Here is a 25,869-nt window from a genome sequence, read left to right as displayed (position 1 = left end):
TTCGCCGAGGGCCGGAACAATCTATGATGCTCTGAGATATGAGGATCAGGTTCCGCTCTCTGACGTGATCCGAAAGACCTACTTACACAAACTCGACATGGTTCCGGCGGGCCAGATGCTCTCCCGGAGTACGAAACCGGGGCAGCAAGCGCGCTCGCCCGTCGGATGCAGCCCATTTTTGCGGGCCACCTCGCCGCCCTTAACGCTCACGAGGAGGTAGAGCGCAGATTACGACATCGTATTGATCGACTGCCCTCCTCAACTCGGCTTTCTGACTCTCACGGCATTGGCGGCCTCTACGGGGCTCCTGGTAACCGTCGTGCCGGGCATGCTCGACATCGCTTCCATGAGCCAATTCCTGAAACTTGCGTCAGAAACGGAGAAGGCCGTGGAAGAAGCGATCGGACGGCGTGTGACATGGGATTTACGTCAAATTCCTGATCACACGCTACGAGCCGTCGGACGGGCCGCAAACCCAAATGGCGGGCTACCTGCGCTCAATCCTCGCCGGTCAGGTCGATGACCGAACCCATGCTGAAGTCGACTGCGATCTCGGACGCCGGGCATGACCCAGCAAACCGTCTACGAAGTCGACCCGAGCCAGCTCATTCAGCAAGACGCTTGATCGTGCGTCTGACCAGCGTGAACGGCGTTGCCGATGAACTGGAGCAGACGATTCAGATGGCATGGGGGCGGCGCTGATGGCCCGCAACATTTTCAACCAACCTCCGAAGGATGACAAGGAGCGCGGCAACCCCCTCCCTGCCGCAAGTCAAGACTGCGAAGCTGCCCGGCTCTGTCGGCGGGCTGCGGGACTCCTGCGCGAGATCACGCGCCAACTCGATCCGCGGACGATCGAACCCGACCGGATCGACGTGGATGGCCTTCGCGGGATCCGCCTGGTCCTGGAGGACAGCGAGCATCGACGAGCTGGCCGAGAGCATTCGCAGGCATGGCCAGCAAGTGCCCATCATGGTCCGCCCATCACGGATCCAACCCGATCAGATACCGCATCATCTACGGGCGCCGCAGACTGTGCCGCCATTCCGCAAGATCGGCGGAACGGTCAAGGCGATCGTTCGGACCTTGGACGACGACGCATCGCTGATCGCTCAAGGCCAAGGAGGACAACCTTCGGCTTGATCCGTCTTTCATAGAAAAATCTCTTTTTATCAAAGAGATGCAAGAAGCTGGGTACAAACCCGGTGTCATTCAGGATGCTTTGGGCCTTAACCCGGCAAGGCGTGTCCAACCACCGGGTCGATCATCGAGCAACTGCCTGATGGGCTTGTTCAAGGCTGATCGGGCCGGCACATGGCATCGGACGACGGCAGTGGGGTGATTTAGCCGCCTACTCGGCAAAGGTAGACTTGGTGGACATCGCCAAGAGAGGCGACTCGCCGCCCTGCCCGACGACACTCCAAGTTCAGAGAGATTTCAGGCGGTCTATTCTGCTTGCTCGCGCAAGGCGCGTGGGGCAGACCAAGCAAACCGTTCCCAGTCGCGGCGTGACTCCGTCGTCAAGGATGAGAGCGGCAACTCTGTCGGACGCTTGACATTCGATCAGAAGAGCGATCGCGCATCAAGATCGCCAAAAAGGACAATCCGGAATTCGGCCAGTGGCTCGAAGAGCGTGCGGAAGCTACGCTTTTGCAACTCTTCGATGCAGTGGCGGAATGAGAGCGGCTCTGGGCTCCTAACCCAGGCCACAGAGAGAAACACCGAGCAGAGGAGAAAAGCGAAGACCAGAAAGAAAGAGCCCCCAAAGTTTCCCCTGGAGAGCCCTCATCATCTGATTAGCACTTATGATGTAGCAACCTCCAGCAGCACCGGTCAAGAGTCACCGATTCGGTGGACGTGATTTTTATTGCCTTTTCATGCCAGATAAAATCTTGGGAAGGAGACGGGAAGTTGTGGGCCGAAAACGGTCGTCGTGTAGATAAACCATGGCATTTACAAAACTTTCAATCGATCGCACGCAGGTGCTAGATGCAACCTGCGGTCTCATTTCCCCCATCTGAAACCGACGTCTGGACCAGTCTTCAGAGCCCTGCAGAGATGCGACGCAGCGTGTTTGGTCTACGCCCTGGTCACATACAGACACTTCAAGCAATGCTCAGTTTCCTGAAGCCTGGCCATGGCGAAACGGTTTTTGCGTCGAACAATTCAACTCTGCCGGCGCGTTGGCGGGATCGACGAACGGACACTCCGCAGGCACATCAACCGTTTCGTTGAACTCGGATTCATCAAGCGCAATGACAGCTCGAACCGAAAGCGCTACCGCGTTCGCTCATCCGGCGGGGAGTGCATCAGTTATGGATTGTCTCTCGCCCCCTGCTCCAACGTGCGAGCGAGACCTTATCCATCGCGCAGAGATGGAGAATAACCGGCGAGATCGGATATTTGTCCGCAAACAGATCCTTACAAAGCTCGCCCATTTGGAAGAGTACGATCCCAGCAGCGCACATTCATCAACCACGCACGGAGAGCTCTACGCAGGAAGCTAAGCCTCCCCGAATACCACGCTCTGCTCGCCAATACAGATGCAGAATGCCAGAGTTTGTCTACCCCGGATGACCCGCCTGAAACTATGGAATTGCCCGCCAATGACGGACAAACTGTCGGCGCCAATCTAAGTCTAAAGAAGAAAAAAAAGATTTAGATAACGACATAGCCGATGAAAAACTGAAACCACACTTGCTGACCTCAGTCTGCGATCAGGCAACATCGTTCTCCACAGAGACTTAGAAACTGGTTGGACATTGAAAGCCGTATGAACACTTGCACCCATGATGAGCATTATCCAGAGACGTTCAGAAAGCCAAGAATGCTGTAGGAGCTCAGAAAGCGTCATGCGCGATCTTCATCATGCTACAGCTTGGAAAACGCATCAGGGATTTTGGGGCGTATTTTCACAGTATCACCCTGGGTCAGAAGGCAAAACCAATTTGATCCACTAGCTTTGATCAAGCGACTGTCAACACAATGAGCGAACTGTCTAATGTCCAGCGGTGGACTTCGAACGGAAGCGGCGCTTGTGGCAGCCGGAACTGTCCAAACGCACCTAGCGGCGCGTGGTGGTTGTTCAGTTTATCTCAGACCAGCACTTGTCCGCGGTGGACAAGTGCCACACGAGCAACCTTGATGGAAATCTCGCCACCCATGGAAGAAATCGGCGGCCAGGCATTGCACCCTAAATGCCCTAAAGTTATTGTGGGAGGTCACCGTCTCCAAACAGGTTTGGAAAGAGCCGCTCTCGATAATCCAACGGAAACGCCAACCGAACGGGCGTCTTCGGCGAGGCGGAAGTCAGGTATCCAGCGGCGGTCAGTTTGCTCAGCGTGTTGCGAGCCGTACGCTCCGACGTCTTGAGCACAATCTGCGCGTCGCCTCGTTCCAGTGCGCCATGCCGAAGAACCGCCGAGATTAGTTCCGGCGCTCGCTTGTCATCGATGGTATCTGCAACAAGACGACGATACCGCTGGTCCAATCCGCCGAGATCGAACAGTCTTGCTGAGAACGTGATCTGGTCGAGCGTCACTTTCAGGAACCATTCGCTGAACGTCTTCAGTGCCGCCTCGGAAGGTTGCCGCGCCCGTCGCGGTCTCCACGGCGTGGGCTGTCGGCCAGATCCATCATCCGTTTGTACTCGCCCCGATCGGCTAGCCCGCGGGCCAGCCCACGTGATACGGACCAGAGCCCTTGGCCACCGATCCCCGCTGTGAGGGCCATGGCATGAGACATCAATCTGCTGACGCGCCCGTTGCCATCCGGGAAAGGGTGGATGTAGTTCAGCCGGTGATGGGCGGATGCGATCGCGATGATCCGTCCGCTCGAAGACCGCGCCGCAATCTGAAACCGTTTGTCGAAGTGGTCCATGAATGCCGCGACGCGCGACGATGAGGGAGGTAGGTGGCGCCCGACCGCGACTTCCCGATCGTCGTCTTGACGCATGCGTCCTGGAACGATGGGCTCTTGTGTTCCATCGGGATGTTCGATGACCCGAAATTCATCAGGCATCTCGTCGTAGAAGCTCTTATGGACCCAGAGTCAGGAATTCGACGGATGTGGGGCGGGGCAGGGTGCCCTTGCGATGCATCTCGTCGATGGCCCGTTGCACGATGACGTGCGCCCGGGCCTCAAGGGCGAGAGGGACGGGTTTCTTCCTCCAAGCTCGGCACCAGCCAGCGCCCTTTCGATGTCGCGGGGGCGCGTGTTGTGTCCTTCGATCAGGTTGGAGTAGTAGCAGTTCATCACACGGACGAGATCGGCAAGCTCGGCTGCGCTGTCAGGATGCAGCCCTTGTCCCAGCCCGGTGGCTTCCCTCTGGATGTCGACCGAAAGGTCTGCCAATTCTGTGGGCATATGCTCCTCGAAGAAGCAGGGTTCGATCCTGGCGGGTGTTTCCAGCATTTTGCCGATCTTCCATGTTTGCAAAGTAATTGAAAAATAAGCACATTTCGTATTTCAAGCAAGGTTTTGCCGATATGCGTTGCCGATCTTGGGTGCCGATCTAGAATTGCTGCATGAAATCAATGGCTTCGGCAGATGTGCCGGGCTATTCGGCTTTGTTGTGTGCCCAAAGGGTCCCGAAAGAGTGAAAGTGTTCTTCGGGTTTTGTGACTGACGGATGAGGGCCTTTGGGGTCCCTCAGATGGGTCCGGGCCGGGTTCCGGTCTGCCGTTCCTGATGAAGGACATTCCCATGCAAACAGGTGTCTTGCGCGTGCTGCGCGCAACCGCTGCCTCGTGGTGGCGACACAAGGACCTGCGCCGAACCGGCCAGACGGCGCTGGCACAGCGGCTCGAGCGCGAGACCGTCCTGCGTGATCTCGGCTATCTGAAGCAGGCGGCGTTATTGCCGAACGCGCATGTGATCTGCGGAGAGGGCGGGACGTTCATCCATCTCGGTTGGACCACCGTGTCGAGTTTCGCGCCGATCGAGCGCTTTCCCTTGGCCACTCTTGCGGTCGCACGAGGGACGCCGTTCATCGATATCCGACCCGTCACCGATGTCATCGCCTTCGCGAACTTGCCGCGGGTGGCGCGGGACGGATCGGGCGACCCTGAACCTTGCGGGTCCCGGCAGGTCCGTCTCACTGACCACCTACATCGACATGGTCGAAGCGCTCGGCGCGCAGGATCGCCAACGATCCGCGGCCCCGTCGGTCAATCTGATCCCCATTCCTCTCACCAACACTCGAAAGGAGGCCAGCCATGGCCCGATCCCGCACGCCCAAATTCGATGCCTCCGAGGTCATCACAAACGAAATCATCCGCATCATCGAGCGCGGCGTCCTGCCGTGGCGCAAGCCCTGGACGGCAGGCGGCAGCTCGTCGCCCCCTGCGCGTGGGCGGTGAACCCTACCAGGGGGTGAACAACTTCCTGCTGACCATGCGCACCGTGATGGCGGGCCACAGCTCACCTTTCTGGATGACGCTGCCGCAAGCCAATGCCTTGGACGCAAAGGTCCGCAAGGGCGAGAAGTCCTCTGTCGTCGTTTATTACGGTCAAAGCCGGAGAGACGCCGGCGATGAGGATGACCGCAGCGACGGGGATGATCGCTCCGAGGAGGCCCGCGTCTTCCGCTTCCAGAAATCCTACCGCGTGTTCAATGCCTGCCAGATCGAGGGCCTGCCCGACAGCTTCTATCCTGACCCGGAGCCCGTGCCCGAGCATCCGCCGTCCGAGCCCATCCCGCACATGCAGGCGTTTTTCGATGCCATCGACATCACGACCGTCTTCACGGGGACGGAGGCGTACTATTTGCCCCCCGTGGACAAGGTTTACATGCCATCCATCACGCGGTTCCAGGACCCGCGCAATTTCTACGGGGTCTGGGCCGCATGAGCTGGCTCATGCCACGAAAGCCCCTCATCGACTGAACCGCGATTTCGGGTCTCTCGAAGTTCGGCAACACGGCCTACGCGCGCGAAGAGATCGTCGCAGAACTGACCTCCGTGTTCCTGGGTCAGACGCTCGGCTTCACGGCGCATACGCTCGAGATGAATGCCGCCTATCTCTACAACTGGCTGCGCGTTCTGCGCTCGGACAAGAGCGCGATCTTCAAGCACGCCGCCGATGCGCAGCGCGCCAGTGATTATCTGATCGCACGATCGGAAGCGGGCAGGGCAGGGCGCAGAGCCGAGGCCGCCTGACCACACGAGAGAACGGAGACTTCCTATGTCACGCAAGGAACCCAAGATCGCTGCGGGTGTTGCTCTTGCTGCCGTCCGACCAAGACGGCCGCCGCAAGATCATCACCTTCAAACGCGGTGCCTATTGGTGGAGCCCGTCCGAGGGCGCTTATCCGCTCTCGGCGGCGCTCGAGAGCATCAAGGAACAGGGCGGCTGGATCGAAACCATCCCCAACCCGAATTACAGACCCAGAGGGCTGTTCGGGTAGGGCACCTTCTGCTTCGGTCCTTCCGCCAAGCAGGAAAAGGAAAAGCGGGCTTTGGGAAGGGTGTTTCAAACTTCTCAAAGGAGATCCCCATGACCATGTACCGCACAACCCCAGCCAGACCGTCCGGATCCGAGTGTGATCGCGGCGCAGAACGACGCGTTTCGCAAGCTCGCGTGCCTCGGTGTGCCACCCGCGCCAGCCTATCCAGGGCCGCATGCATGTCACCCGCTCACTTATGGAGGCCGGTGACGGCTTCATGGCCGAGGCGGTGAAGGCCACCGGTGCATGTTCGATACATTCGAGCCCGAGAACGATCCCGAAGGATGGCATGATTTCGGGGCGGTCGAGGTCCGCGGCGAGACCGTGTTCTGGAAACTGGATCTCTATGAGGCGGATTCCGACTTCCGCTATGGCGCCGAGGCCCCGGACAATCCCGCCACCACCATGCGCGTGCTGACCATCATGCTGGCGCGCGACTGGTAGGGGAGGGGACACCCCTCCTGACAGCCCAGGCGATGAAGGCCCGCTGACCCCTCAAAGGGAAAGTGGGCCTTTTGTCGTGGTGATCCCTGAAGCCGGGGATTGGTCGCGCGATAGACCGCGCGGGCCACTCTCAAACCCATCGAGAAGGACATCCCATGACCACAAGCTTCAAACCCACTCACCGTCGCCATCGGCGATCTGGTCTCACATCCCGCCAATGTGCGCAGCAACTCGCCGGAAACCTATGATCCTCGAGAACATCGCCCATCTGAAGGCCAGCATCGCCGTTCTGGGTCTCCTGCAGCCGCTCCTGGTCCAGAAGCTCGACGGCAAATATCGCTGTCCTCGCCGGTGGCCGGCGCCATGCCGCGCTGAAGGAGCTGATCGCCGACAAGGCCAGCCAAGGGGTTCACGGCGAAAACCAAGGTGGACTGCCGCCTTGTCCCTGACGATTGCGATGTCGACCACGGCGCTGTCGCTCGCCGAGAACATCACCCAGGCGCCGATGAACGCCATCGACGAGTTCGAGGCCTTCGCCCGGATGATGGAGGTCGACGGCCAGACGCCCGAGACCATCGCAAAGACCTTCGGCACCACGGTGGCGGCCGTGAAAGGCCGGTTGCGCTATGGCCTGATCCACCCCGACATCCGCGCCGCGGCCCGGGCCAAGACGATCACGCTCGACACGATGAAGGCCTTCGCCGAGCACCCGAGCCAGGAGGTGCAGCGCGAGGTCTTCGAGGCGCTCACCAGGGAGGACAGCTATGTGCAGGCCCATACCGTCCGCAACGCGCTGAAGTCCCGCGGTGTGCAGGTCAGCGACGATATCGGGGCCTTCGTGCGCGCGGACTACGAGGCGCGGGGCGGCGCCGTCGCGGCTGATCTTCTGGAAGAGCATTCCGTGCTCGAGGATGCCGCGCTGGTCGAGACCATCCTGCTCGAGAAGCTCGGTGCCGCCGCCGAAGAGGACCGCATAAAGCTGGGCTTTGCCTGGGCCGATGCCATGGTCCGCTATGATTACGCGACCATGGCCGACTACGGCCGCGTCTATCCCGGCCCGATCGAGCCCGATGAGGCTGCGCCAGAAGCGCGTCGATGAGATCACCGCCGAGCTTGAGAAACTCGCAGCTCGAGATGGAGGATGAGGGGCTCGAGGACGAGTGCCTACAACGCGCTTTACGAGCGCGTGGACGCGCTTGGAAGAGGAAGCCCGCGACCTGCAGGAGGCCTACAGCGCCGAGGACCTCGCGCGGTCTGGGGTGATCGCGTCCTGGTCGGGCGGGCAGGATGACCCTCCATGTTGGCCTCGTCCGCCCGGAAGACACCGTCAAAAAGGAGCGTGCGCGCAGCGGCTCCTCGGCTAGCACCGACCGGGGAGGAGGCCCCAGACGCCGATCGAGATCACCTATCCGGCCTCGCTGGCCGAGGACCTCAAGACCGAGCGAGCCATGGCGCTTGGGGCCGCGATGGCGCTGCATCCGGAAGCCACGCTCGATCTGACGCTCTTCAAGCTGGTCAGCGACGTTCTGGCCAGCGGCATGAGTGTCACGCAGGCGATCAAGATCGATGCCCGCAAGGAATACCGCAGCCATGCCAAGATGGACGAGATCGACGAGCACCTCGCTCGAGCAGGTGGCGGCGGCGCATGACGCACTTGATCTCTCCTGGGCTCGATGACACCCGCGCGCCCGCCGATCAGTTCGCGGCGTTTCGCGCGCTCGATGCAGGGGAGAAGGCCAAGCTCGTGGCCTATGCCACAGCCAGCACCACGCAGTCCTGCTTCGCGCGGGACCGCGCAGCGCGACAGCCTGATGCATGACGTTCGAGATCGAGATCATGCCCGACATTCGCGCACATTGGACGCCGAATGCGGCGCTCTTCAACCGCTTCAAGAAGGCCTGGCTCCTGAAGATCCTCGGCGAGGATCTGGGTCTCGCCCAGGAGGCGGTGACGCTGGCCTCGTCGAGCAAGAAGGAGATCGTCGCCTTCTGCGACAAGCTCTTCGCCGAGCCCTTCGCCACGCTCACGGACGCGCAGCGCGCTGCCGTGGCCGCCTGGTGCCCGCCGATGATGCAGACCGCCGGTATCGCCTGTTGATGAGGCGGAGCCCGCTGCGGAAACCCCGAAGCCTGACAGCGAGGTCGCGCAAGCGGCCTGAGTCCATCACGCGACCCGCGCGAGGCATTCCGCCGCGCGGGTCGACCCTCCCACACCCAACGGAAAGACATCCCCATGGCTATTCTCAAGTTCTCTGCCTCCGCTGTTGCGGCGCAGATCGCCCATGCGCGCGCCTGCAAAACCTTCCTGCCCAACTGGAACGGGCCCGTGGACAGGCCCGCCCTGATCCTCATCGTCGGCAATGGTGTGCATCTGCGCTCAAACGGCATCGATGGCACGACCACCCGTATCGTCACCACCGAACAGGCCGATCCCTCCTTTGCCTTCGCCAATGGCATGAACCCGTTTCGGGATACCGACTGGATGGCGCAGCGCCGCATGGCGTTTCGCGATCTGACCGGCCAGTTCTACACCGACATCCTGGATGACGTGCAGGTGCTCATAGACCGGGGGCAGGGGGCGATCCGGCTCGCCACCGATGGCCACAGCATCCGCGTCTTCGTGCGCCGGGCCTCGGACTATCTCATCGGCGGGACCTACGAGGTGCCCTCAGGCCTCGGCGGCACCTTCCGGGTCATCCTCAAGGATGCCTGCGACACCTTCGCGATCGTGCAGAACTGCGGCAATTGCGAGGATTTCGACGCCATGCAGCCCTACCGCGTGCCGCTCGATGCGCTGATGGAAATCGATGACCGGAGGGCGGCTTAGGCCCTTTCTCACGATCAGCATCGCCAATACCCTGCCGCGCTTCGCGCTCTCGGGACATTGGCGACAAACAATTTCCCCAATGAGAGAAAGGACTCTGAGATGGGATGGCTCTTCTATACCGATCGCCGCGTCCAGACCTACGCGGATGAGAAAGCGGAGATTGCCCGGCTCTGCACCTTCGAGGGCGAAAGGCGCAAGACGGAACTGGTCAAGGCCTGCAAGGTGGGCTCGACCTGGTATGCGGCGGCAAAGGTCACAAGTATCGACGGCTCGCCGGTCGAGGACGCGACCTATGTGACCGATGCGGATGGCTCGATCACTTTCGGGGCTGTCTTCCTCACCCGATACGATGACGGCTGCTGGGGCTACAAGGACATGGAGGAAAGCGCGGGACCGGTCGAATCCCGCGCGCCACTGAGCCTATTGGCCCTGCTGTCCGAGCTGAAAGATCCCAGACAGCTATGCTCATGCCTGGCGCCAGCGCTGCCAGGACTGGGCTGCGATCCCGGACTACGAGGAAGGCGACAAGATCAAGCTCGCAGCACCTGTGACGCTCACCGATGGCAGCACCTGCCAGATCGTCACCGCGACCCACTACAGGCGCGGGCGGCAAAAGCGCCGCTGCTACCGCATCGAGGAAACCGGCGGGCTCGTACGCCTGTCGAAAGCCTCGCTCGCGGGCTCGGAGCTGCTCAGCTCCGCGAAGGGTGCGGCTAGCCCGGTGCTGGCGGAGTTCCTGGCGGGGCGAAATTAGGTCCTGCGCCGGACGGTTCATCGACCTGCCCGGCGACAGCAGATCCTGCGGCTTGTCTTGACAAGGCAATGCAAATGCATTACCTATCGCGGGCAGCAAAGAACCTTTTCTTCAGGAGACTGCCATGACAGCCCTCGCACAAGATGTCTCGAAACTCACGGATCGGTATCAGACGACCGTGCCGGCGGGTGTGCGCAAGCAGCTCAAGCTGGGCAAGGGCGACCAGATTCGTTACTGCACCGAGCCGAGTGGCAGGGTCTATATCGAGCCCGTGCGCAGCGACGAGGAAGATCCCGTGCTCGGAGCCTTTCTCGATTTTGTCGAGGCCGATATCAAGGCGCATCCGGACCGCATTCGGGCGTTCGATGGGGCTTTGCATGACCGTCTTGCAGCACTGGTCGGAGACGTTGACGTCGATCTCGATGCGCCGCTATCGCTCGAGGATGAATGAGCGGCGATAGCGTGCCCGCCCAAGCGCCCCTTGTCGTAAATGGATGGTCGATTTATGCGCATCCGCTCTTTCTGGACCAGCTCGAAGGGCTGACCCTGGAGGTCGAGGCGCGTAAGGCTCGCGATCCCAAGACCTGGCGCAAGAAAAACCCGACGAAACGGCTGGCCGCCATCTTCAAGCTGGTCACCGAGGCCATACCGGCAGATCCGGGTGCCGCCGCCTTCCGGCAAGGCGGCACACTCGGCGATCACCGCAAGCACTGGTTCCGGGCGAAATTCTTCCAGCAGTATCGGCTGTTCTATCGGTTCAACAGCGATGCGAAGGTCATCGTGGTGGCCTGGGTGAACGACGACAAGACCCTGCGCGCCTACGGCAGCAAGACGGATGCCTATGCGACGTTCAAAGGGATGCTGGAAGATGGCAATCCACCTGACAATTTCGACGCGCTCTTGAAAGAAGCTGCGGCGGCGGACAAGCGGTTCGAGACGTCCCTTGAAGCGGTGCCTGATCGGTAAGTGGGCCTGTGGAAGCCTTGCCGTGACCCTCAACGGCATTGCCGTTTACGACGCCACGCTGGAAGATGTAGCCTCGGCTGATAATACGGTCGGAGAAAGCGCAATCGATCGAGGCGGAAAAGGATGGGCAGCACCTCGGTCTCGAGGGGCAATGCGCGCCATGAGCCTGACGGGGCACCGTTTCGCCAATTGCGCTGCGCGTTGCAGACAATGCCCGATGACCTCGGCAAGCATGCTGGATATCGGGGTCTCGAGGAGCATTTCCGTGGCGGCTGATGTCAATTCGTATGACGCCTGGTTTCGCGCGCAGGTGCAGGCCGCGCTGGAGGATGCACGCTCGGGAACATCTCAGGTTCAGGTGATGCAGGCCGCACAGGCATTGATTGATGCGAAACGGGAGGTCGAACCCAAGTCCTGACCAAGCCTTGGAGGTCAGCGCGGTCTGACCCCCGTCACCCTGAAAAGCGAAGAGCGGGCTTTTTGTCCTTTGGAACTCAGACCCTGATCCAAAGGAAAATCCCCATGTCCAAGCCCAGAACCGGCAAATCCGGCTCTCGCAATCTCCGACACTGACCTCGCCTCTGCCCTCGCGCAGATCGGCGCGGAGATCGACCACCAACCCCTGCGCAGCTCAGCGCTGGCGCGCATCATGCGCGAGACGTTTCATGGCAGCGATGCCGGCGGTGCCTGGGACTGGCGCATGGCATATGACCTGATGCAGGCCGCGGCCATCCAGGTAGCTGCTCCGTGGGGACGGTCGCGGCAGGTGACATCGCCGGCTGCAAAGCTGCTTGCCTCGCGGCTGCTGACGGAAACGCGCCGGTCAGAGCAGCAGATCCGGTTGCAGCAGTTCTCCACGCCGCTGCCATTCGCGGCCCTGGTGGTGCGGGCCGCGGCGATCCGCAAGGGCGAGACCGTGCTGGAGCCCTCGGCTGGCACCGGTGCCCTGGCCGCTTTCGCCGCCCGGGCCGGTGCCACGCTTTTGCTCAACGAGATCGACCCCTTTCGCCAGCGCCTCCTGCGCGCGGTCTTCGGCGGCGAGGTGACGGGCCATGACGGCGAGCATATCGACGATCTGCTGCAGACGCCGGTTCTGCCCGACATCGTGGTGATGAATCCGCCCTTCGCCTCCTCGGTCGATCGCTCCCGAGACAGGCACATCGCCGCCAAACATCTTATCGCGGCTGCAAAGCGTCTCGCGCCCGGTGGGCGCCTGGTGGCGATCATGCCGCCGGGGTTCACGCCCGAACGCGATGCCGCGCATTGGTCCCGCGCCTGCGGCCTCCTGACGCCGCGCCTGGCGCTGACGATGCCGGGGCAGGTCTACCACAAGCTCGGCACCTCTGTCGAAACCCAGCTCATGGTCTTCGACAAGGTGCAGGAAGACGGCGAGATGATCCGCGCCAGTGTGCGGGACTCTGGACGAAGCCCTTCCTTTTGTCGACGCCGTGGCCGCGACCCGGACCGAGATGCGCCCCGTACAACAGGCGGCGGCGATCCCTCACGGGCGGCCGACCGTTCCATCATCTGCCCCGCGCAAGACCGCCGCTGCGCCTGTCGCCGCCTCCAAACCTCGGGCCAATGCCGTTGTCCCGCTCAGCTTTCAAGAGCCTTGATATCCCGCGCGACAACATGCCCATCTCAGACATCTATGCGCGCTACCGTCCGCAACGGATCGAGATTGCGGATGCGCAGGAACATCCCACGCCGCTCGTTGAAAGCATCGCCATGGCCTCGGTTGCCCCGCCCATGCCCTCAAACACGGGCCAGTGATGACTTGCGCCTGCCCAGCACGGTTGATCGAGGAGGGACATCTCTCCGAGGCGCAGCTCGAGACCATCATCATGGCGCATGATGCCCATGAGGCGCGACCTGCCAGGTCGGTTCACCATCGATGACGACCAGACCAAGCTGACGCGCGCCGATGATGACCCGGACGCACGGGCCTATCGCCTCGGCTATTTCCTCGGCGACGGCACCGGTTGCGGCAAGGGGCGCGAATGCGCGGGGCTCATCCTCGTGAACTGGCTGGCCGGGCGCAGAAAGGCGATCTGGGTCTCCAAATCCGCCACGCTCATCGAGGACGCGATCCGCGACTGGACCGATCTCGGCGGCTCGCCAGCCGACATCCAGCCGCTCTCCAAATGGAAACCGGACCAGCCCATCCCGATGGGCGACGGCATCCTCTTCGTCACCTACGCCACGCTGCGGTCCGCGGGCAAATGCGGCACCACGCGACTCGAGCCAGATCCTCGACTGGATGGGCGCAGGCGTTCGAAGGCGTGCTTGCCTTCGATGAGGCCCATGCCATGCAGAACGCAGCCGGGTCCGAGCAGGGCAGGGGGGTCAAACCCTCCCAGCAGGGCCTTGCGGGCCTGCGGCTGCAACTGGCAGCACCCCGCGCTCGCGTCTTCTACATCTCGGCCACGGGCGCCACGAGCGTGCACAACCTGGCCTATGCCGCGCGGCTGGGGCTCTGGGGGCAGGGTCCCGAATACCCCTTCCCGAGCCGCGAGAGTTTCGTCTCGGCGATGGAAGCCGGCGGTGTCGCCGCCATGGAGGTGGTCGCGCGCGATCTCAAGACGCTCGGGCTCTACACGGCCCGCGCCCTCAGCTTCGATGGCGTGGAGTATGACGTGCTCGAACACGCGCTCACCCCGGCCCAGATCGAGATCTACGATGCATATGCGACATGCGTTTCGGACGATCCATCACAATCTCGAGGCCGCGCTGACAGCGACCGGCGTCAACGACGCCTCGGGCGAGACCAATGCGCCGGCCGCCGAACGCCTCGGCCAAGTCCCGCTTCGAGAGCACGAAACAGCGCTTCTTCAATCATCTCCTGATGGGCATGAAGGCTCCAAGCATCATCCGCGCCATCGAGGACGATCTGGCGGCGGGCAAGGCTTGCGTCATCCAGGTGGTCTCGACAGGTGAGAGCCTGCTGAAACGCCGGCGAGACGATGGATCCCGAGGACGAACTCGTCGAGGGTGCCTTGACGCCGCGCGACTACGTCCTGGGCTACCTCGAACAGGCCTTCCCGATCCATGCCCAGAAGCTCGTGGAGATCGACGGGAACATGGTCGTGGAGCCGCTGCGGGATGCGAATGGCGCCCTGGTTGTCTCGCGCGAGGCGCTCGCCCTGCGCGATGCGGCCATGATGGAGTTGATGACGCTCGCCCCGATCCCTTCGGCGCTGGATCAGATCCTCTGGGCCTTTGGCGACGAGGCCGTGGCCGAAGTGACCGGAAGGTCGATCCGACCTCTGAAGGCCGGACGATGGCCACCTCTTCATCGAGAAGCGCGCCGCCAGCAGCAATTCGTCCGAGACCCAAGCCTTCATGGACGGCGAGAAGGATATCCTGATCTTCTCCGATGCGGGCGGCACGGGCCGGTCCTATCACGCGGCGCAAACGGCGAAGAACCAGAAACGGCGGCGGCACTATCTTCTGGAGCCCGGCTGGCGCGCCGATGCGGCCATCCAGGGGCTCGGCCGCACGCATCGCTCGGCTCAGGTCAGCGCGCCCTTCTTCCGGGTCTGCACCTCGGATGTGCATGGCGAGAAGCGTTTCACCTCGACGATCGCCAAGCGCCTCGACCAGCTGGGGGCCTTGACCAAGGGTCAGCGCGAGACCGGCTCGCAGGGCATGTTCCGCGAGGAGGACAATCTCGAAAGCCCGATCGCACGGGCCGCACTGCGTGGGTATTTCGCCGATCTTGCCGCCGGGCGCGCTGAAGCGATGAGCTACGAGAGCTTCACCGACTGGACGGCCCTGCGGCTGATCGACAAGGACGGGGTGCTCCTTGAGGAGCTTCCGCCGATCCAGCGGTTTCTCAACCGGGTTCTGGCCCTTCCCATCCACATGCAGAACGCACTCTTTGCCGAGTTCATGCGCCGGATTGCCGATCAGACGGAACGGGCGCGCGCGGCGGGCACACTCGATCTCGGCGTGGAAACCCTGCGCGGCGAAAAGATCGAGCAGGTCTCCACCGAGGATCTCTGGACCTGCCCGAAATCCGGCGCCGTGACGCGGATCATCGGGCTCGAGGTGACCGACCCGGTCCACGTCCTTGGGGCCGAAGAGGCCATGTCGCGCAATCCCGACAAGCTACCGATGGTCAATCGCGCCTCCGGTCGCGCGGCGCTCATCTCGGCGCGCCCCATGCAGATGTATGACGAGGATATCGTGACGCTGATGCGCAAGGCAGTGCGGCCTAACGGGTCGAGCTATCTCGAAGAGGTGCGGTTCGAGTCCTCGGCCTGGGAAGAGATCGAACAGGCCCGACTTTGCAGGGCTTTGGGATACCGAGGCAGCGTCGCTGCCAAAAACCACCACGACCAAGCTCTACCTACTGACCGGGCTCTTGTTGCCGATCTGGAAGGACATTCCGACCACGAATGAACGCATCTACAGGGTCACGCCGGACGGGGCGACCGCCATGATCGGGCGCACGCTGAGCGAAGAAGGGGCGGCCGCGCTGCGCGCCCGCTTCCTCGTCTCCAACCCGCAAACACCGCAGGAGATGCTGACCGCCGCCCTCGGCACCACCGCGCCTGTCGATCTGGGCCGGGGTCTCACCCTGACCCGTCGCCGCGTCGCAGGCGAGATGCGCCTCGAGCTTGGGCGGTGCGGATCAAGGGCATGATCGACGGCCTCAAGGCAATGGGATGTTTCACCGAGATCATCGCCTTCCAACTGCGGGTGTTCCTGCCGCATGGGGACGGGGTCGACACGGGAAGCATTCTGGCCCGGATCGTTGGGCAGGGAACCACCAAAGCGGCAGAACAAGCCGCCTGAAAAGTCAAAGCGGGCTTCCGGTCGGGCGTCGCGGATCGGGATTTGGCCGGTCTGCGCTTTCCGGGCGCGCGCAGACCAATGCCAGGCCCGGTCCCCCCAAATTCAGAGAAGAGGACGGACCCATGACCAATCCCCAGATCGATTATGCCGTAATGGCGGCTCAATGGCGCGCGGAGCGTGAAACCACCCTGAAGGCATCCCGAACGGAGCTCCTCGCGCAACTACGTGCGCTTGGCATCAGCGAGGTCACCGCCGAATACGAAGGCTATGGCGACTCCGGCAATGTCGAGGATGTGACGGTGCAGCCTGCAGAGGTCAACCTGCCGGAGCCACTTGCCACAGAGGTTGGCGACTTCGCCTGGTCGCTCGCCTATCACCATCACCCGGGGTTCGAAAACAACGAGGGCGGCTATGGCACGCTGACCTGGGACATCACCGGCGACAGTATCACGCTCGATCACGCGGACCGCTATGTCGAATGCTCGCACAGCTATGACGAGGGTCTTTGAGATGGCCCATCCGCTTCATCATGCTGAAAGCTCTGCCCGGAAATTCGGCGGGGTGCCGTGTGACTATCAGGCTGTGCACGATTGGTTTGACGCCTCGAAAGAGCATCTCGCGCTCTTCACGCGATCGCGGTTTGTCGTGGTTGTCCATAGGAGGGCCCCCGCCGCCCGCGGTAGCGCGGATACGCGCGCAGCGGAGCGGGCGGCGGGGAGATACCTGTGGGCTACCGCGACATTTTCCGTGCCGCTTCGACCGTCTGCCCGACCTCTTGTGCCGCGTCTGTGACTGGCTCGCCCAGTTCGACGAGAAGCTGTTCGATGCGGAAGCTATTCCTGAATGCCGTTCGATTTCTCGTGTCCAACCGCGGCAACGCGCGTCTTCCGTCAGATTGAGTTCGAGGCGATGGCGCGCTCGCAGCCTCGGCGCATAAGATCGGGTGGTGACGAATTTGGCGCAGTTCAGATAGAGGTCGCATTCGCAGAGGACCTTCTTCCGGCAGTCGGAGACAATGGCCGAGTTCGAGCTCGGTCTTCAGGAAGTTGCACTTCAGCCAATCGACCGTGCTTTGCGGCAGGCGCTGATTGCGGATGATCTCGGCCGCGGGTCCGGCGATCGGCGCATCAGGTTTCAACACGGCCTGATAGTCCGCGAGCACGGCTTCATCGCTGACTCGGATATAGACCATCGACATGTGCGGGCTTTGATGCCCCAGCACGTCCATGATCGTCTGCATCCGCGCACCGCCTTCGGCGAGTTCCGTGCCGACCGTATGGCGGAAGCGATGTGCCGAGATGAGATTCTGCCCTTTTCCATCGACCAGACCGAGTCGGTGAGAGATGTCTTTGAGTGGATAATTGAACAGGTAGTCGGGCGAGATCGCGACACCGCGGCGGTAGAAGAGCAACTTGACGTATTGGCCGGTTCTGGCATCCGGGACCGGGCGTTCGTCCGACTGTGCGCGCAGGTCGATGACCTTGCGAAGAGCTTCAGCAGCCTCAGGGTGAAGCGGCACGAGCCGTTCCCTGTAGGTCTTTCCCGCCGGAATGCGCAGCCGTGGCGTTCCGTCCGGATAGGCGTCCAGACAGTCGACGGGCAACCTTGCGATCTCTGTCCGACGAGCGCCGGACCATCGCGCGATCAGGATCGCGGCGCGCTGGAAATCGCATGGAAGCTTGCGGACCTCTTCCATGAGCGGGCCAAGCTGTTCGGCCGGGATATACCGAGGCAAGCGCTGCGGAAAGGCGGGGAAGATCGCGGGTGTTCAGAACTGGTCGCGTCGGGAAATCCGGCCATTCCCAGGCCGCCCCCTCGCTGAGGAATTGCGCGACATGAAGTGCACGGGATCTTTGGGCGGTAATCGACAATCGACGCTTGGTTCTGGCGCCGACTTGGCTCCTAAGATCGATCAGGAAGGCGGTCATTACCTCGGACGTGACATTTGCGAACTTCTCGATCTTTGGATCGTGGCGAACCAGGAAGTCGACAAAGCGGCGGAGCGACACGGCGCAGTGGTCGACCGTCACCCTGGAAAGGCTGGTGCGCTTGATCTCCAGCCAGCGCTCGGGCGAAGCACCCATATCCGGCCTCGGATAGACATAAGGCCTGCGCTTGTCGGCGGTCATTCGCGGTCGCGCGATGCCGTTGCCGAGGTGGTGCAGTACAAGCTGTGTCTGTCGGACATAGCGGTGCCAGAAATGGGCGGTCGTCTTGGCCTTCTGCGGGTCATAGCCATGGAAGCGCTTCATCAGGGAAGACGCCGCATATGCAGAAATTGCATCGTTCAACACGTCAAGGTCGTTGGAGGTGATAAGTTCAGGCGAACGTATGCCGGTATGAAGCGCGATGCGAGAAGCCACCCAGGTGGTCGACCCCTGTGGCGTCGTCTGGTGATACCCCATCGCTTTCTGGCGCTTGCGGAGATCCGGAATACCCAGATCGATGCCCAGGTAATTTGCGAGTTGGGCGGCATACATGGGCGAAATCGACAGGAGGAACCCATAGTCGAGGCGCAGGCGGTCCGTTAAGGCGAGGTAGTAGAGATATTGCCGCGCCCAGAACGAGGCGGGGTGTTCAGGTGTGAAGGCGGATGTTCCGTGGAAGTCGGCCCGAGCCGAACCTCAAGCGGTTGTTCGCACCAAAGAGCGAGATCGGGAAAGGCGGCGACGAACTCTCGACGTTGAGCGATATACCGGTTCTTCATATATGCGGGTCATGTCGAGGCCTGCGGAGGAATGCGCGGTATTCCTCCTCCTCGCAGTGCGACGGCGAGATATCAGTCGGAAACGTTTGCAGGGCAGTCGGTGGAGGAGTCTGTCATGGCTTCAGCCCCATTGCACGGCTGTACTCGGCGAGCACTGTGGCGTCGGACACGCGCGTATAGATGCGGGTCGATTCCGGTGATGCATGCCCGAGCCGGCGCTGCAGGGTCAGCTCTCGCATGCCGGCTTCCCACATGCGGGTGGCGTGGGCATGCCGCAGCGCATGCGGTGTGACGCCGGGCGATTTGATCCCGGCGCGCTCCGCCGCTCGCGCGAAGGCTTTTGCCAACGCGGCATAGGACAAGGGCTCAGACCGCCTCATGCCGTTCTCCGCCGACCAGAAAGATGAACGGCGTATCTGTCTCGCGTGGGACGGTCGCGCATGACATAGCCGCTGATGGTATCCAGGGCCTGCCCGTCATGCAGGTCGACGACACGCTCGACGCGCGACTTTCCGCGTGCCCCTTTCGGGTGGTCAGCGCGACATCGGACGGTCACGCGCCGCCGCCCATAGGCGATATCCTCGAGATGCAGGCTGAGCGCCTCGCCCGGCCGCAGCGCCACCGTGCAGCATCAGCAGCACGAGGGCGCGATCGCGCAGGCAGGTCAGCTCGGCGAGGAGACGTTCGATTCGGTCGTCGCTCAACGGACGAGGCAGGCGGTGAACGCTGCGGACACGGATCACGCGCACGCTCGCCGAGCGACGGGAAATGCCTTCAAAGAACGGTCGGCGCCGATCGGTGACCGAAGGCTTGTTGATACTCTTGCTGACCCGCATCGGGTTCGGCGGGGTACAGCGTCCCAGCGATGATCGCCCAGTCGCAGAAACGACGACATTGCGGCCAGCGCTCGATTGACCGTTGCCGGTGACAGCCGATCCGAGCCAGGCGCAGGTTGCGCCCCGGCCGGGGCGCATATCGATCCGGTCGTGCAGGTAAGCGATCAGATCGACGGCGTTCGCGATGTTGAAGCCCTGCCACTCGAGCCCTCGGGCTTCGAAGAACTCCCACACGCGCCGCAGGTCGTAGGCGTAGGAGCGAATGGTGTTCGGGGATGACCCTCGAGCGTCGAGATAACGGAGGAAATCGTGAATCGGTCTCGACGGAATTGCCCGCATCGTCGCGGACAAAGTAGCGAGGGACAGCCCCCTCGGGAGTTCTGGTGACTTGCGATAATCGTCCTTCGGAAAAAGGTGAAAGCTTCAGCCTTGGAGGTGAAATCGCGAGTGTCCAGATAATTGACGCCTCGAAAGAGCACCTCGCGCTCTTTACGCACCGAAACCGTGCGCCTTGACACATGCCCTTGGCCTGTATCGAGGCCGAACGTGTCTTCGGCCTGTCCCTGACCAATAGCGCAGGTCGAGACATCCCCGTGCGCTGGATCGGCGAGCAGCATATCCGTGAAGACTGCCAGGGCCGCATTCCGGAGCATGGCGGACTGGCTGCGACGGATCCAGCCCGAGCCATGGATGGCCAATGGCCACATCGACCGGCATGTCCGGCGATGAGCCCTGCGGCGACCCAAGGGTTGCCTGGGCCTCCGAGGTCGCCGCCGGAAGAACGGTTCTTGGCCTGAAGGATTGGATGGCGGCGCGCGCGACGCAAGCCACGCAAGGTGCCTGACAGCTCTCGGCCTTTTGCCAATCGAATGCCGCACGGAAGCCCGGTTGGAAGATCGGGCTTCTTGCGTCGTTTCCCCACCATTCTACTTGAGGAGGATCACATGACACTCGATGAAATCAAAGCCGCGGTCGATGCCGGCCAGACCGTGCATTGGGCCAATACCGGCTACGTTGTCCACAAGGACCGGCTCGGTCAGTACCTCATCACCTATGTGCCGAACGGTAGCTGCATCGGCCTGACCGACCGGAGCGGGCAACGGTTGAACGGAAAAGAAGCGGAGTTCTTCATCGCGCGATCGGAGGACGGCGCGGAAAATCCGGGCAGCCAATCAAGACCAGACGGGCAGGGGAGGGGCGTAGCACCCGGAGGCGCGGGGGCATTCCCACTCGGACGGCAGCTCTGACCCGTGGGCAGGGCTGAAAGGAAAGCAGGCTTTCTGATTTGTGATCCCTCAAGGGGTCGAGAAAGCAATCCCGGATGCGCTGGCAAGAACGTCAGGCACCGGCCAATCCAAAAGGAACCATCCCATGTTCGCAGGAACCCTCACCCGCAATGTCGAGACCGCAGCCGCCCAGTACACCGGCATGATCCACTCGACGCGCTTTGACATCGCCATCCAGCTCGAGGCGCGGGCCAAGATGTCCGAACGCAGCCCGGATTTTGACGTGACGGCAGTCAACAAGTCAGGCCGCAAGGTGCGCATCGGCACGGCCTGGAACGAGACCGGCAATACCAGCGGCAACCCCTACATCTCGATGCAGATCGATGTCGGCCTCGGCCCGTTCCGGGTCAACGCGGTGCAGACGAAAGAGGCGCGCGCGGCCCAGAGCGGCGCATTCGAGATCATCCCGCTGGTCTCGAACGGCCTGATGAAATCCGGCTCGATCTCGGGCGAGCTCACCGCCATGGACGCCGACAACGCCTTCACCGGCTACATCGCCAACATGATGTTCGATCTGGAGTTCATGCTGATCGAGAACAGCTACAAATCCGAGGAGACCCACCCCGATTACCGGATCGAGGTCAGCTCGCCCCGGGGCACACCGATCCGCGTCGGCTCGGCCTGGATGGCCAAAAGCAGCCGCACGGGCAATGACTACCTGTCGCTGCTGATCAACACGCCCGATGGCGACCTGCGCGTCAACGCCGTGCAGAACGAAGAGCAGCGCGGCGGGCAGACCTTCTCGATCATCCCGTTCATCGACAGCGGTGAGCAGCCGCAGGACGCAGGCGCGGGGCTGCTCGCTGGTCGCCTAATCGGCGCGCGAGGGGGAGACGATCTGAACCCAAAGGGGAGCCGTGGGACCACGGTTCCCCTTTTGCTGTGTTTGTTTCAATAGAGCGATCGAACTGCCATTTCATGTGGCGGTCCGATGTAGATGCGATGCCTAGATTGGGAGGGCTGCGCGGGGTCTCCAATACAGTCGGGCTTGTACAACCCGCTTGTGCGGCAATCAAGGCGTCCAACAGCAACTTGACACCTCGGCATAGAGCTCGGTGTCAAACTCTTCCGCATCGATTTCCACAATCAATGCATAGCGCACAGAAGGCAAGCCTTCAGCGAGAAGCTTTTTCGATTTCCACCATCCAGTGACAGGGTGAACAACCAGCAAGTTGCGCCGCGCGCCAGATCCGAAGCCTTGCACGTCAGTTGATCGATATGCAGCGAGCCGACATGGCGCCGATTGCTACCGTAGTCCCAAAGATCATCCTCGTCGCTTGCGGGACCATCAGGCTGTTCGGCCGGCCTTGCTGATGCGAGCCAGGAACTGGGCTTCGCTCTCGTCCAGCGCGATTGAGTTCGAAACGTAGATTGTGGGACGCGTAACGACCATCGAACGCCGCGCGAGGCGTCCGGACGGGTTCGGAGCGATAAAGCTGCTGAGTGCCACCCGCAAGGTGACATCGGCATTGCCGAGCGCGCGCAAAGCCTCAACGGGCCAGGGAAGGGCGAACAGCTTCATTTCGTTGTGGACATCACCCCCGGTCTTTTCAGAAATCCCGTAAGGCGTAATCGTGTCTTCCACGATCAGGGACAGTGCGTTCGACGCGCTGCGGCGGGCACGGGCCATGTCCGGCACACCATATCCATAGCGTTGAAAAAGCGGCGTGTAATGACCCTTGTTCGGCTGGGCCGGCAGATGTGCCGCGCATCTGCTGCGTCCACCGCGCTGGTACATAGAGACCACGGACTGTCTCGGGCCAAAGCGTCGGATAGTCCGACCAGGGATTTCCGTTACATCCTTCGCTGCAAGCGCTGTCGCCGCGCTGGTGTCGAAGGTGAATGTGAAGGATCGGACCGGGTGATTGTGGTGCGTCGAAAGGAGCGATAACCATCCATGCCGCATTGGCGGTCCGCACGGCACTGAGCGCCAGTTTCCACCCGCAGGGACGGCGCTCCGGCTCGTTCGGCCATGGGACGACCACGAATGCAGTTCTCGAAGCTGGCGATAGGTCGCCGAATGGTGCAAGCGCTTGGGCCGGCTCTCCGTCTGTAAGCGGTACGGTCTTACTCTGTGAAGGCCCCGACAGACAGAACATTCCGCTGGCAGGCCGGCGATCTTCGATTTCGTTGTCCTCGTGATCGCATCGAGTCGAGGTAGTTTCCGGCACCAAAGGTGAGGGTGTCGGTGTCCCTGCGGAAACAAGCACCAGGCGCTGATGTTTGATTTCACCTGATACACCGGCGGCAAGCTGATCGACTTCCGTTGACCAAGAGGTGGGAGCGCCGTCGTGCGGCGTATCCTCGCCTGTCGTCGTCGTCATGGTGAACGTCCGGCGTCGGTGACTACAGCCAGTTCTACTGTATTGATCGCCTGCCTGGTAACCGAGCCGAGGAGATGATGCGGGTTCATCCCTGTATCAGGGAGCAGCTTCACAGATTCCCAGACGGTTCAAGACGGAAACTGGATTCGCCTGGTGCGAGAAGCTGCGGCGGTGGGGATCGCCAAAGAGCGCCAGATCCTCCCATCTCCGTGCCATGGCCCTTCACGTCTTCCAGTCCCCAAGCTGGGTTGGCGGCGCATGTCGGTCATCCACTCTGAGCGCCGGCTGAATGAGAGGATGAGCGCGACTGGCACCGGTGTCCAAAAGCGTAACGTAGCCTGGATCGGGATTGTCGGAGTGTCGGTCGTGCGACCCGCCAGTTCGTCGACCCACTGCGCCTGTTCGGCCACTGGCAAGCCGTCGAAGAAATCCGCTGTGATGGTCGGGCAGCCGGCGGGGCGCGCACGCCGCCCGGTCGGCGGACGGCCTGAGCGAGCTGATTGCAGATCGGCCTGTGCGACTACAGCAACGGTATCTTCGAGGAAGCTCCAGTCGATCCGCTCCCACTGTGACGCCGTAGTTTGGTGCGGCCGCGACGAGAGAGCTTCGGTCATAATAGGCTCGAGCCAAACCTCCCAGACGGTCGCAACATCCACTCCGGGAAATTTGCCTGGGGGGCTGCGCCAGAGGGCACGCAACCCCGCTTCCGTGATGAGCGGCGACACTTTGCACAAGGTCCGCGTTCTTCGGACGGCCCGGGACGATTTCACCATCTTTTTTTCGCGATCAGGCGTGTCTTCAGTCCGAAGCTGCTCGACCTTCTTGCGCGGCTTTCGATACCCTTGGCTGTCGCAAACACCGTCGCTCGCTCTTCAGCGCCACCGGGAACTGGAGCATCTTCGATGCGAAGAAGCATCGAGGCCGCTGGCGTCCAAGCTGTCTTTTTCCAGACGTTCGTCTACTCGCGAGCGGACTTCCAGATAAACGCCAGGAAGTTCGGCTGCTGGAATATCCGGCAGCGCGACCAGATGTAGCCTGAAGCAATGCTTGGGCGTGCGCCGCGCCGATTGGGGACGATCACTTGGTCTTTTGGACCCCGCCCCCGCCCTTTGCTTGGAGCGGGCGAGGTTGTCCGAGATTGCGAAAGGTGGAAGTGTAGAAGGTCTCGCGCCATTGTCATCGGTCCCTAATTCTTGGAGCGACCGTCGGCGTTCGAGGGCATCAAGCAAATCCTGTGTCGCAATCTTGTCAGTATCATTCAAAACCGCACGTCTCGCGGCATCTTCCGCCGCCGCCACAATATCCCGGCCGTTGAGAGGCCAAGTGGCGACATCCGTCACCCGCTTCCATCCTATTCGATTGAACGAGAAACCCATCATACGGCGTTCGAGTGCCTGTCGGATGGCGGGACCATCGGGCACTTCACATAGGGCAACACGAGATCGAAGCGGCTGCAGCGCGGCGCGGTCAAGAATTCCCGGCAAGTTTGTAGTGGCGACGACGATCGAAGGCCCTGTGTCTTCATCCAGGAACTGCAAGAATGAGTTCGAGAACCACGCCGGGCTTCGCCGACATCGTTCTCACCGCCTCGGGCCGCAGCCAAAGCGTGCAATTTCGTCAAACAGGTAGATACCGCGTGTCGTCTTGATGGCATCAAAGACCATCTTCCGTTTTGCGCCGTTTCGCCCATGAACTTCGTTATTAGACCGTGGAGCATGACCGAAAATAAAGAGGTGCTGCAGCTCCCCGGCCGGTGCTGGCTGCGCTCAGTTGTCTTGCCGGTACCGGGAGGACCAGAGGAGAACGCGCCTCCGTGGCTTCCAGGCCTTTTGCCTCGAGCTTTTCAGCGCATACGCGTCTCGAATACGAGATGCGACAGTTCACTCCCAATCCTATCCGGTAAGATTACATCGACAAGAGGTCGCTCCGTCGGATGGGACGCGGCAAGAAACTCTGCAAGATCGCCGCGAGGCGTTGCGATAGGGGTGACTGCGGGGGTTCGCTTTGCTGGCGGCTTTTGCCCCTGCTGGCCCGCTGCCGCAACTGTTCAGCCAGCCGGGTGTGTCCCTTCTGCTCTTCGGCCGCCGAGAGTTGCATCGCCGAGATCGTAAAAACGATCAAGCGTCCCCTTCTGCGGCGTGCTCTTGACGAGACCGATGAGTTGTTGGGCGGAAGCCAAAGTCGAACTGCTCTTCCTGAATGATCATTTTCAGCGTTGAGTAGGGTCTTTTCTACATCCGAACCCTTTAATAGACCAGACAATTTGCACGGTTTACCATGCGGAGAGTGTCGGTTTTGTGCACTCGACCATCAACCCTGAGGTCCCAGCGCCCGCGGCCTCCCCAGCTCGGCTTCGCGTGTCGCAGGGGAGAACGGCCCTTCGGTCCGTCGCGCATTCGGCCATGCGGCCTCACCGCGGCGTCGCACCCGGCATCCCGGTTTGCCCGCCTCGCGAGCACGTCCCTCCCCGGCCGCTCCGCC

General features: G+C 61.8%; 18 protein-coding genes and 9 pseudogenes. 19 read left to right on the top strand and 8 right to left on the bottom strand.

All coding sequences use genetic code 11. The features are described from left to right. Positions 1 to 702 (top strand): annotated as a pseudogene (locus ACQ651_RS21525) (AAA family ATPase); the annotation flags it as partial. A 1,435-nt stretch (positions 703 to 2,137) separates the two neighbouring features. After that, entirely contained in the window at positions 2,138 to 2,386 is a 249-nt protein-coding gene (locus ACQ651_RS21520; protein WP_430450571.1) for a helix-turn-helix domain-containing protein, read from the top strand. An 822-nt stretch (positions 2,387 to 3,208) separates the two neighbouring features. Here the strand turns inward: ACQ651_RS21520 and ACQ651_RS21515 are convergent. Genes ACQ651_RS21515 through ACQ651_RS21505 form a run of 3 tightly spaced genes read right to left on the bottom strand, consistent with a single transcriptional unit; the run spans position 3,209 to position 4,413 of the window. Continuing rightward, entirely contained in the window at positions 3,209 to 3,541 is a 333-nt protein-coding gene (locus ACQ651_RS21515; protein WP_430450570.1) for a hypothetical protein, read from the bottom strand. A gap of 26 nt (positions 3,542 to 3,567) precedes the next feature. Continuing rightward, complete coding sequence (locus ACQ651_RS21510; protein WP_430450569.1) at positions 3,568 to 4,020, bottom strand: Fic family protein; 453 nt, start codon at positions 4,018 to 4,020, stop codon at positions 3,568 to 3,570. Positions 4,021 to 4,050: 30 nt separating this feature from the next. Then, complete coding sequence (locus ACQ651_RS21505) at positions 4,051 to 4,413, bottom strand: hypothetical protein (protein WP_430450568.1); 363 nt, start codon at positions 4,411 to 4,413, stop codon at positions 4,051 to 4,053. Positions 4,414 to 4,689: 276 nt separating this feature from the next. On the opposite strand from ACQ651_RS21505, the pseudogene ACQ651_RS21500 reads away from it, so the two are divergent. From ACQ651_RS21500 to ACQ651_RS21440, 13 genes and pseudogenes are all read left to right on the top strand, one after another. Further along, a pseudogene (locus ACQ651_RS21500) lies at positions 4,690 to 5,177 on the top strand (hypothetical protein). A gap of 39 nt (positions 5,178 to 5,216) precedes the next feature. Further along, positions 5,217 to 6,158, top strand: a pseudogene (locus ACQ651_RS21495) (ArdC family protein). Between the two features lie 56 nt (positions 6,159 to 6,214). Next, positions 6,215 to 6,406, top strand: coding sequence for a DUF6330 family protein (locus ACQ651_RS21490; protein ID WP_430450567.1), 192 nt, complete (start codon positions 6,215 to 6,217; stop codon positions 6,404 to 6,406). A 135-nt stretch (positions 6,407 to 6,541) separates the two neighbouring features. Continuing rightward, positions 6,542 to 6,889: pseudogene (locus tag ACQ651_RS21485) on the top strand (DUF3768 domain-containing protein). 155 nt (positions 6,890 to 7,044) lie between these two features. Continuing rightward, positions 7,045 to 9,047, top strand: a pseudogene (locus tag ACQ651_RS21480) (ParB N-terminal domain-containing protein). Positions 9,048 to 9,121: 74 nt separating this feature from the next. After that, positions 9,122 to 9,715, top strand: a complete 594-nt coding sequence (locus tag ACQ651_RS21475; RefSeq protein WP_430450566.1) for a regulator — start codon at positions 9,122 to 9,124, stop codon at positions 9,713 to 9,715. 99 nt (positions 9,716 to 9,814) lie between these two features. Then, positions 9,815 to 10,469: pseudogene (locus tag ACQ651_RS21470) on the top strand (DUF6927 domain-containing protein). Positions 10,470 to 10,593: 124 nt separating this feature from the next. After that, positions 10,594 to 10,920, top strand: a complete 327-nt coding sequence (locus ACQ651_RS21465) for a type II toxin-antitoxin system PrlF family antitoxin (protein WP_005668772.1) — start codon at positions 10,594 to 10,596, stop codon at positions 10,918 to 10,920. Next, positions 10,917 to 11,435, top strand: coding sequence for a type II toxin-antitoxin system YhaV family toxin (locus ACQ651_RS21460; RefSeq protein WP_323804460.1), 519 nt, complete (start codon positions 10,917 to 10,919; stop codon positions 11,433 to 11,435). Before ACQ651_RS21465 ends, ACQ651_RS21460 begins: the two co-directional genes overlap by 4 nt. Positions 11,436 to 11,457: 22 nt before the next feature. Then, positions 11,458 to 11,853, top strand: a complete 396-nt coding sequence (locus ACQ651_RS21455; RefSeq protein WP_430450565.1) for a hypothetical protein — start codon at positions 11,458 to 11,460, stop codon at positions 11,851 to 11,853. A 141-nt stretch (positions 11,854 to 11,994) separates the two neighbouring features. After that, positions 11,995 to 16,235 (top strand): annotated as a pseudogene (locus ACQ651_RS21450) (strawberry notch-like NTP hydrolase domain-containing protein). Positions 16,236 to 16,357: 122 nt separating this feature from the next. Further along, positions 16,358 to 16,744, top strand: coding sequence for a DUF6878 family protein (locus ACQ651_RS21445; RefSeq protein WP_430450564.1), 387 nt, complete (start codon positions 16,358 to 16,360; stop codon positions 16,742 to 16,744). Next, positions 16,707 to 17,027 carry a DUF6915 family protein gene (locus ACQ651_RS21440; protein ID WP_430450563.1) on the top strand — a complete coding sequence of 107 codons (321 nt, stop codon included), beginning with the start codon at positions 16,707 to 16,709 and terminating at the stop codon, positions 17,025 to 17,027. The genes ACQ651_RS21445 and ACQ651_RS21440 overlap by 38 nt, the downstream gene beginning before the upstream one ends. Here the strand turns inward: ACQ651_RS21440 and ACQ651_RS21435 are convergent. Beyond that, positions 16,966 to 17,931, bottom strand: coding sequence for a tyrosine-type recombinase/integrase (locus ACQ651_RS21435; protein WP_430450562.1), 966 nt, complete (start codon positions 17,929 to 17,931; stop codon positions 16,966 to 16,968). The genes ACQ651_RS21440 and ACQ651_RS21435 overlap by 62 nt on opposite strands. On the opposite strand from ACQ651_RS21435, the gene ACQ651_RS21430 reads away from it, so the two are divergent. After that, positions 17,930 to 18,766: a hypothetical protein gene (locus tag ACQ651_RS21430; protein ID WP_430450561.1), complete on the top strand. Its 837-nt coding sequence runs from the start codon at positions 17,930 to 17,932 to the stop codon at positions 18,764 to 18,766. The genes ACQ651_RS21435 and ACQ651_RS21430 overlap by 2 nt on opposite strands. Positions 18,767 to 19,055: 289 nt before the next feature. On the opposite strand, the gene ACQ651_RS21425 is transcribed toward ACQ651_RS21430, so the two are convergent. Continuing rightward, positions 19,056 to 19,304 (bottom strand): tyrosine-type recombinase/integrase, encoded by a 249-nt coding sequence (locus ACQ651_RS21425; protein WP_430450560.1) that lies wholly within the window; start codon positions 19,302 to 19,304, stop codon positions 19,056 to 19,058. 171 nt (positions 19,305 to 19,475) lie between these two features. After that, positions 19,476 to 20,117 (bottom strand): site-specific integrase, encoded by a 642-nt coding sequence (locus ACQ651_RS21420; protein ID WP_430450559.1) that lies wholly within the window; start codon positions 20,115 to 20,117, stop codon positions 19,476 to 19,478. A 122-nt stretch (positions 20,118 to 20,239) separates the two neighbouring features. On the opposite strand from ACQ651_RS21420, the pseudogene ACQ651_RS21415 reads away from it, so the two are divergent. The 3 genes and pseudogenes from ACQ651_RS21415 to ACQ651_RS21405 form a co-directional block, all read left to right on the top strand. Continuing rightward, positions 20,240 to 20,622, top strand: a pseudogene (locus ACQ651_RS21415) (DUF6915 family protein); the annotation flags it as partial. 100 nt (positions 20,623 to 20,722) lie between these two features. After that, entirely contained in the window at positions 20,723 to 21,025 is a 303-nt protein-coding gene (locus tag ACQ651_RS21410; protein ID WP_430450558.1) for a hypothetical protein, read from the top strand. Positions 21,026 to 21,149: 124 nt separating this feature from the next. After that, positions 21,150 to 21,863: pseudogene (locus ACQ651_RS21405) on the top strand (DUF736 family protein); the annotation flags it as partial. Between the two features lie 489 nt (positions 21,864 to 22,352). On the opposite strand, the gene ACQ651_RS21400 reads toward ACQ651_RS21405, so the two are convergent. Both ACQ651_RS21400 and ACQ651_RS21395 read right to left on the bottom strand, forming a co-directional pair. Beyond that, positions 22,353 to 22,694, bottom strand: a complete 342-nt coding sequence (locus ACQ651_RS21400; RefSeq protein WP_430450557.1) for a hypothetical protein — start codon at positions 22,692 to 22,694, stop codon at positions 22,353 to 22,355. A gap of 1,566 nt (positions 22,695 to 24,260) precedes the next feature. Continuing rightward, positions 24,261 to 24,926, bottom strand: a complete 666-nt coding sequence (locus ACQ651_RS21395; RefSeq protein ID WP_430450556.1) for a hypothetical protein — start codon at positions 24,924 to 24,926, stop codon at positions 24,261 to 24,263. Between the last annotated feature and the right edge of the window lie 943 nt (positions 24,927 to 25,869).

Source organism: Rhodophyticola sp. (assembly GCF_965284195.1).
Taxonomy (GTDB): domain Bacteria; phylum Pseudomonadota; class Alphaproteobacteria; order Rhodobacterales; family Rhodobacteraceae; genus Rhodophyticola.
This window is presented reverse-complemented; position numbering and strand designations above follow the sequence as displayed.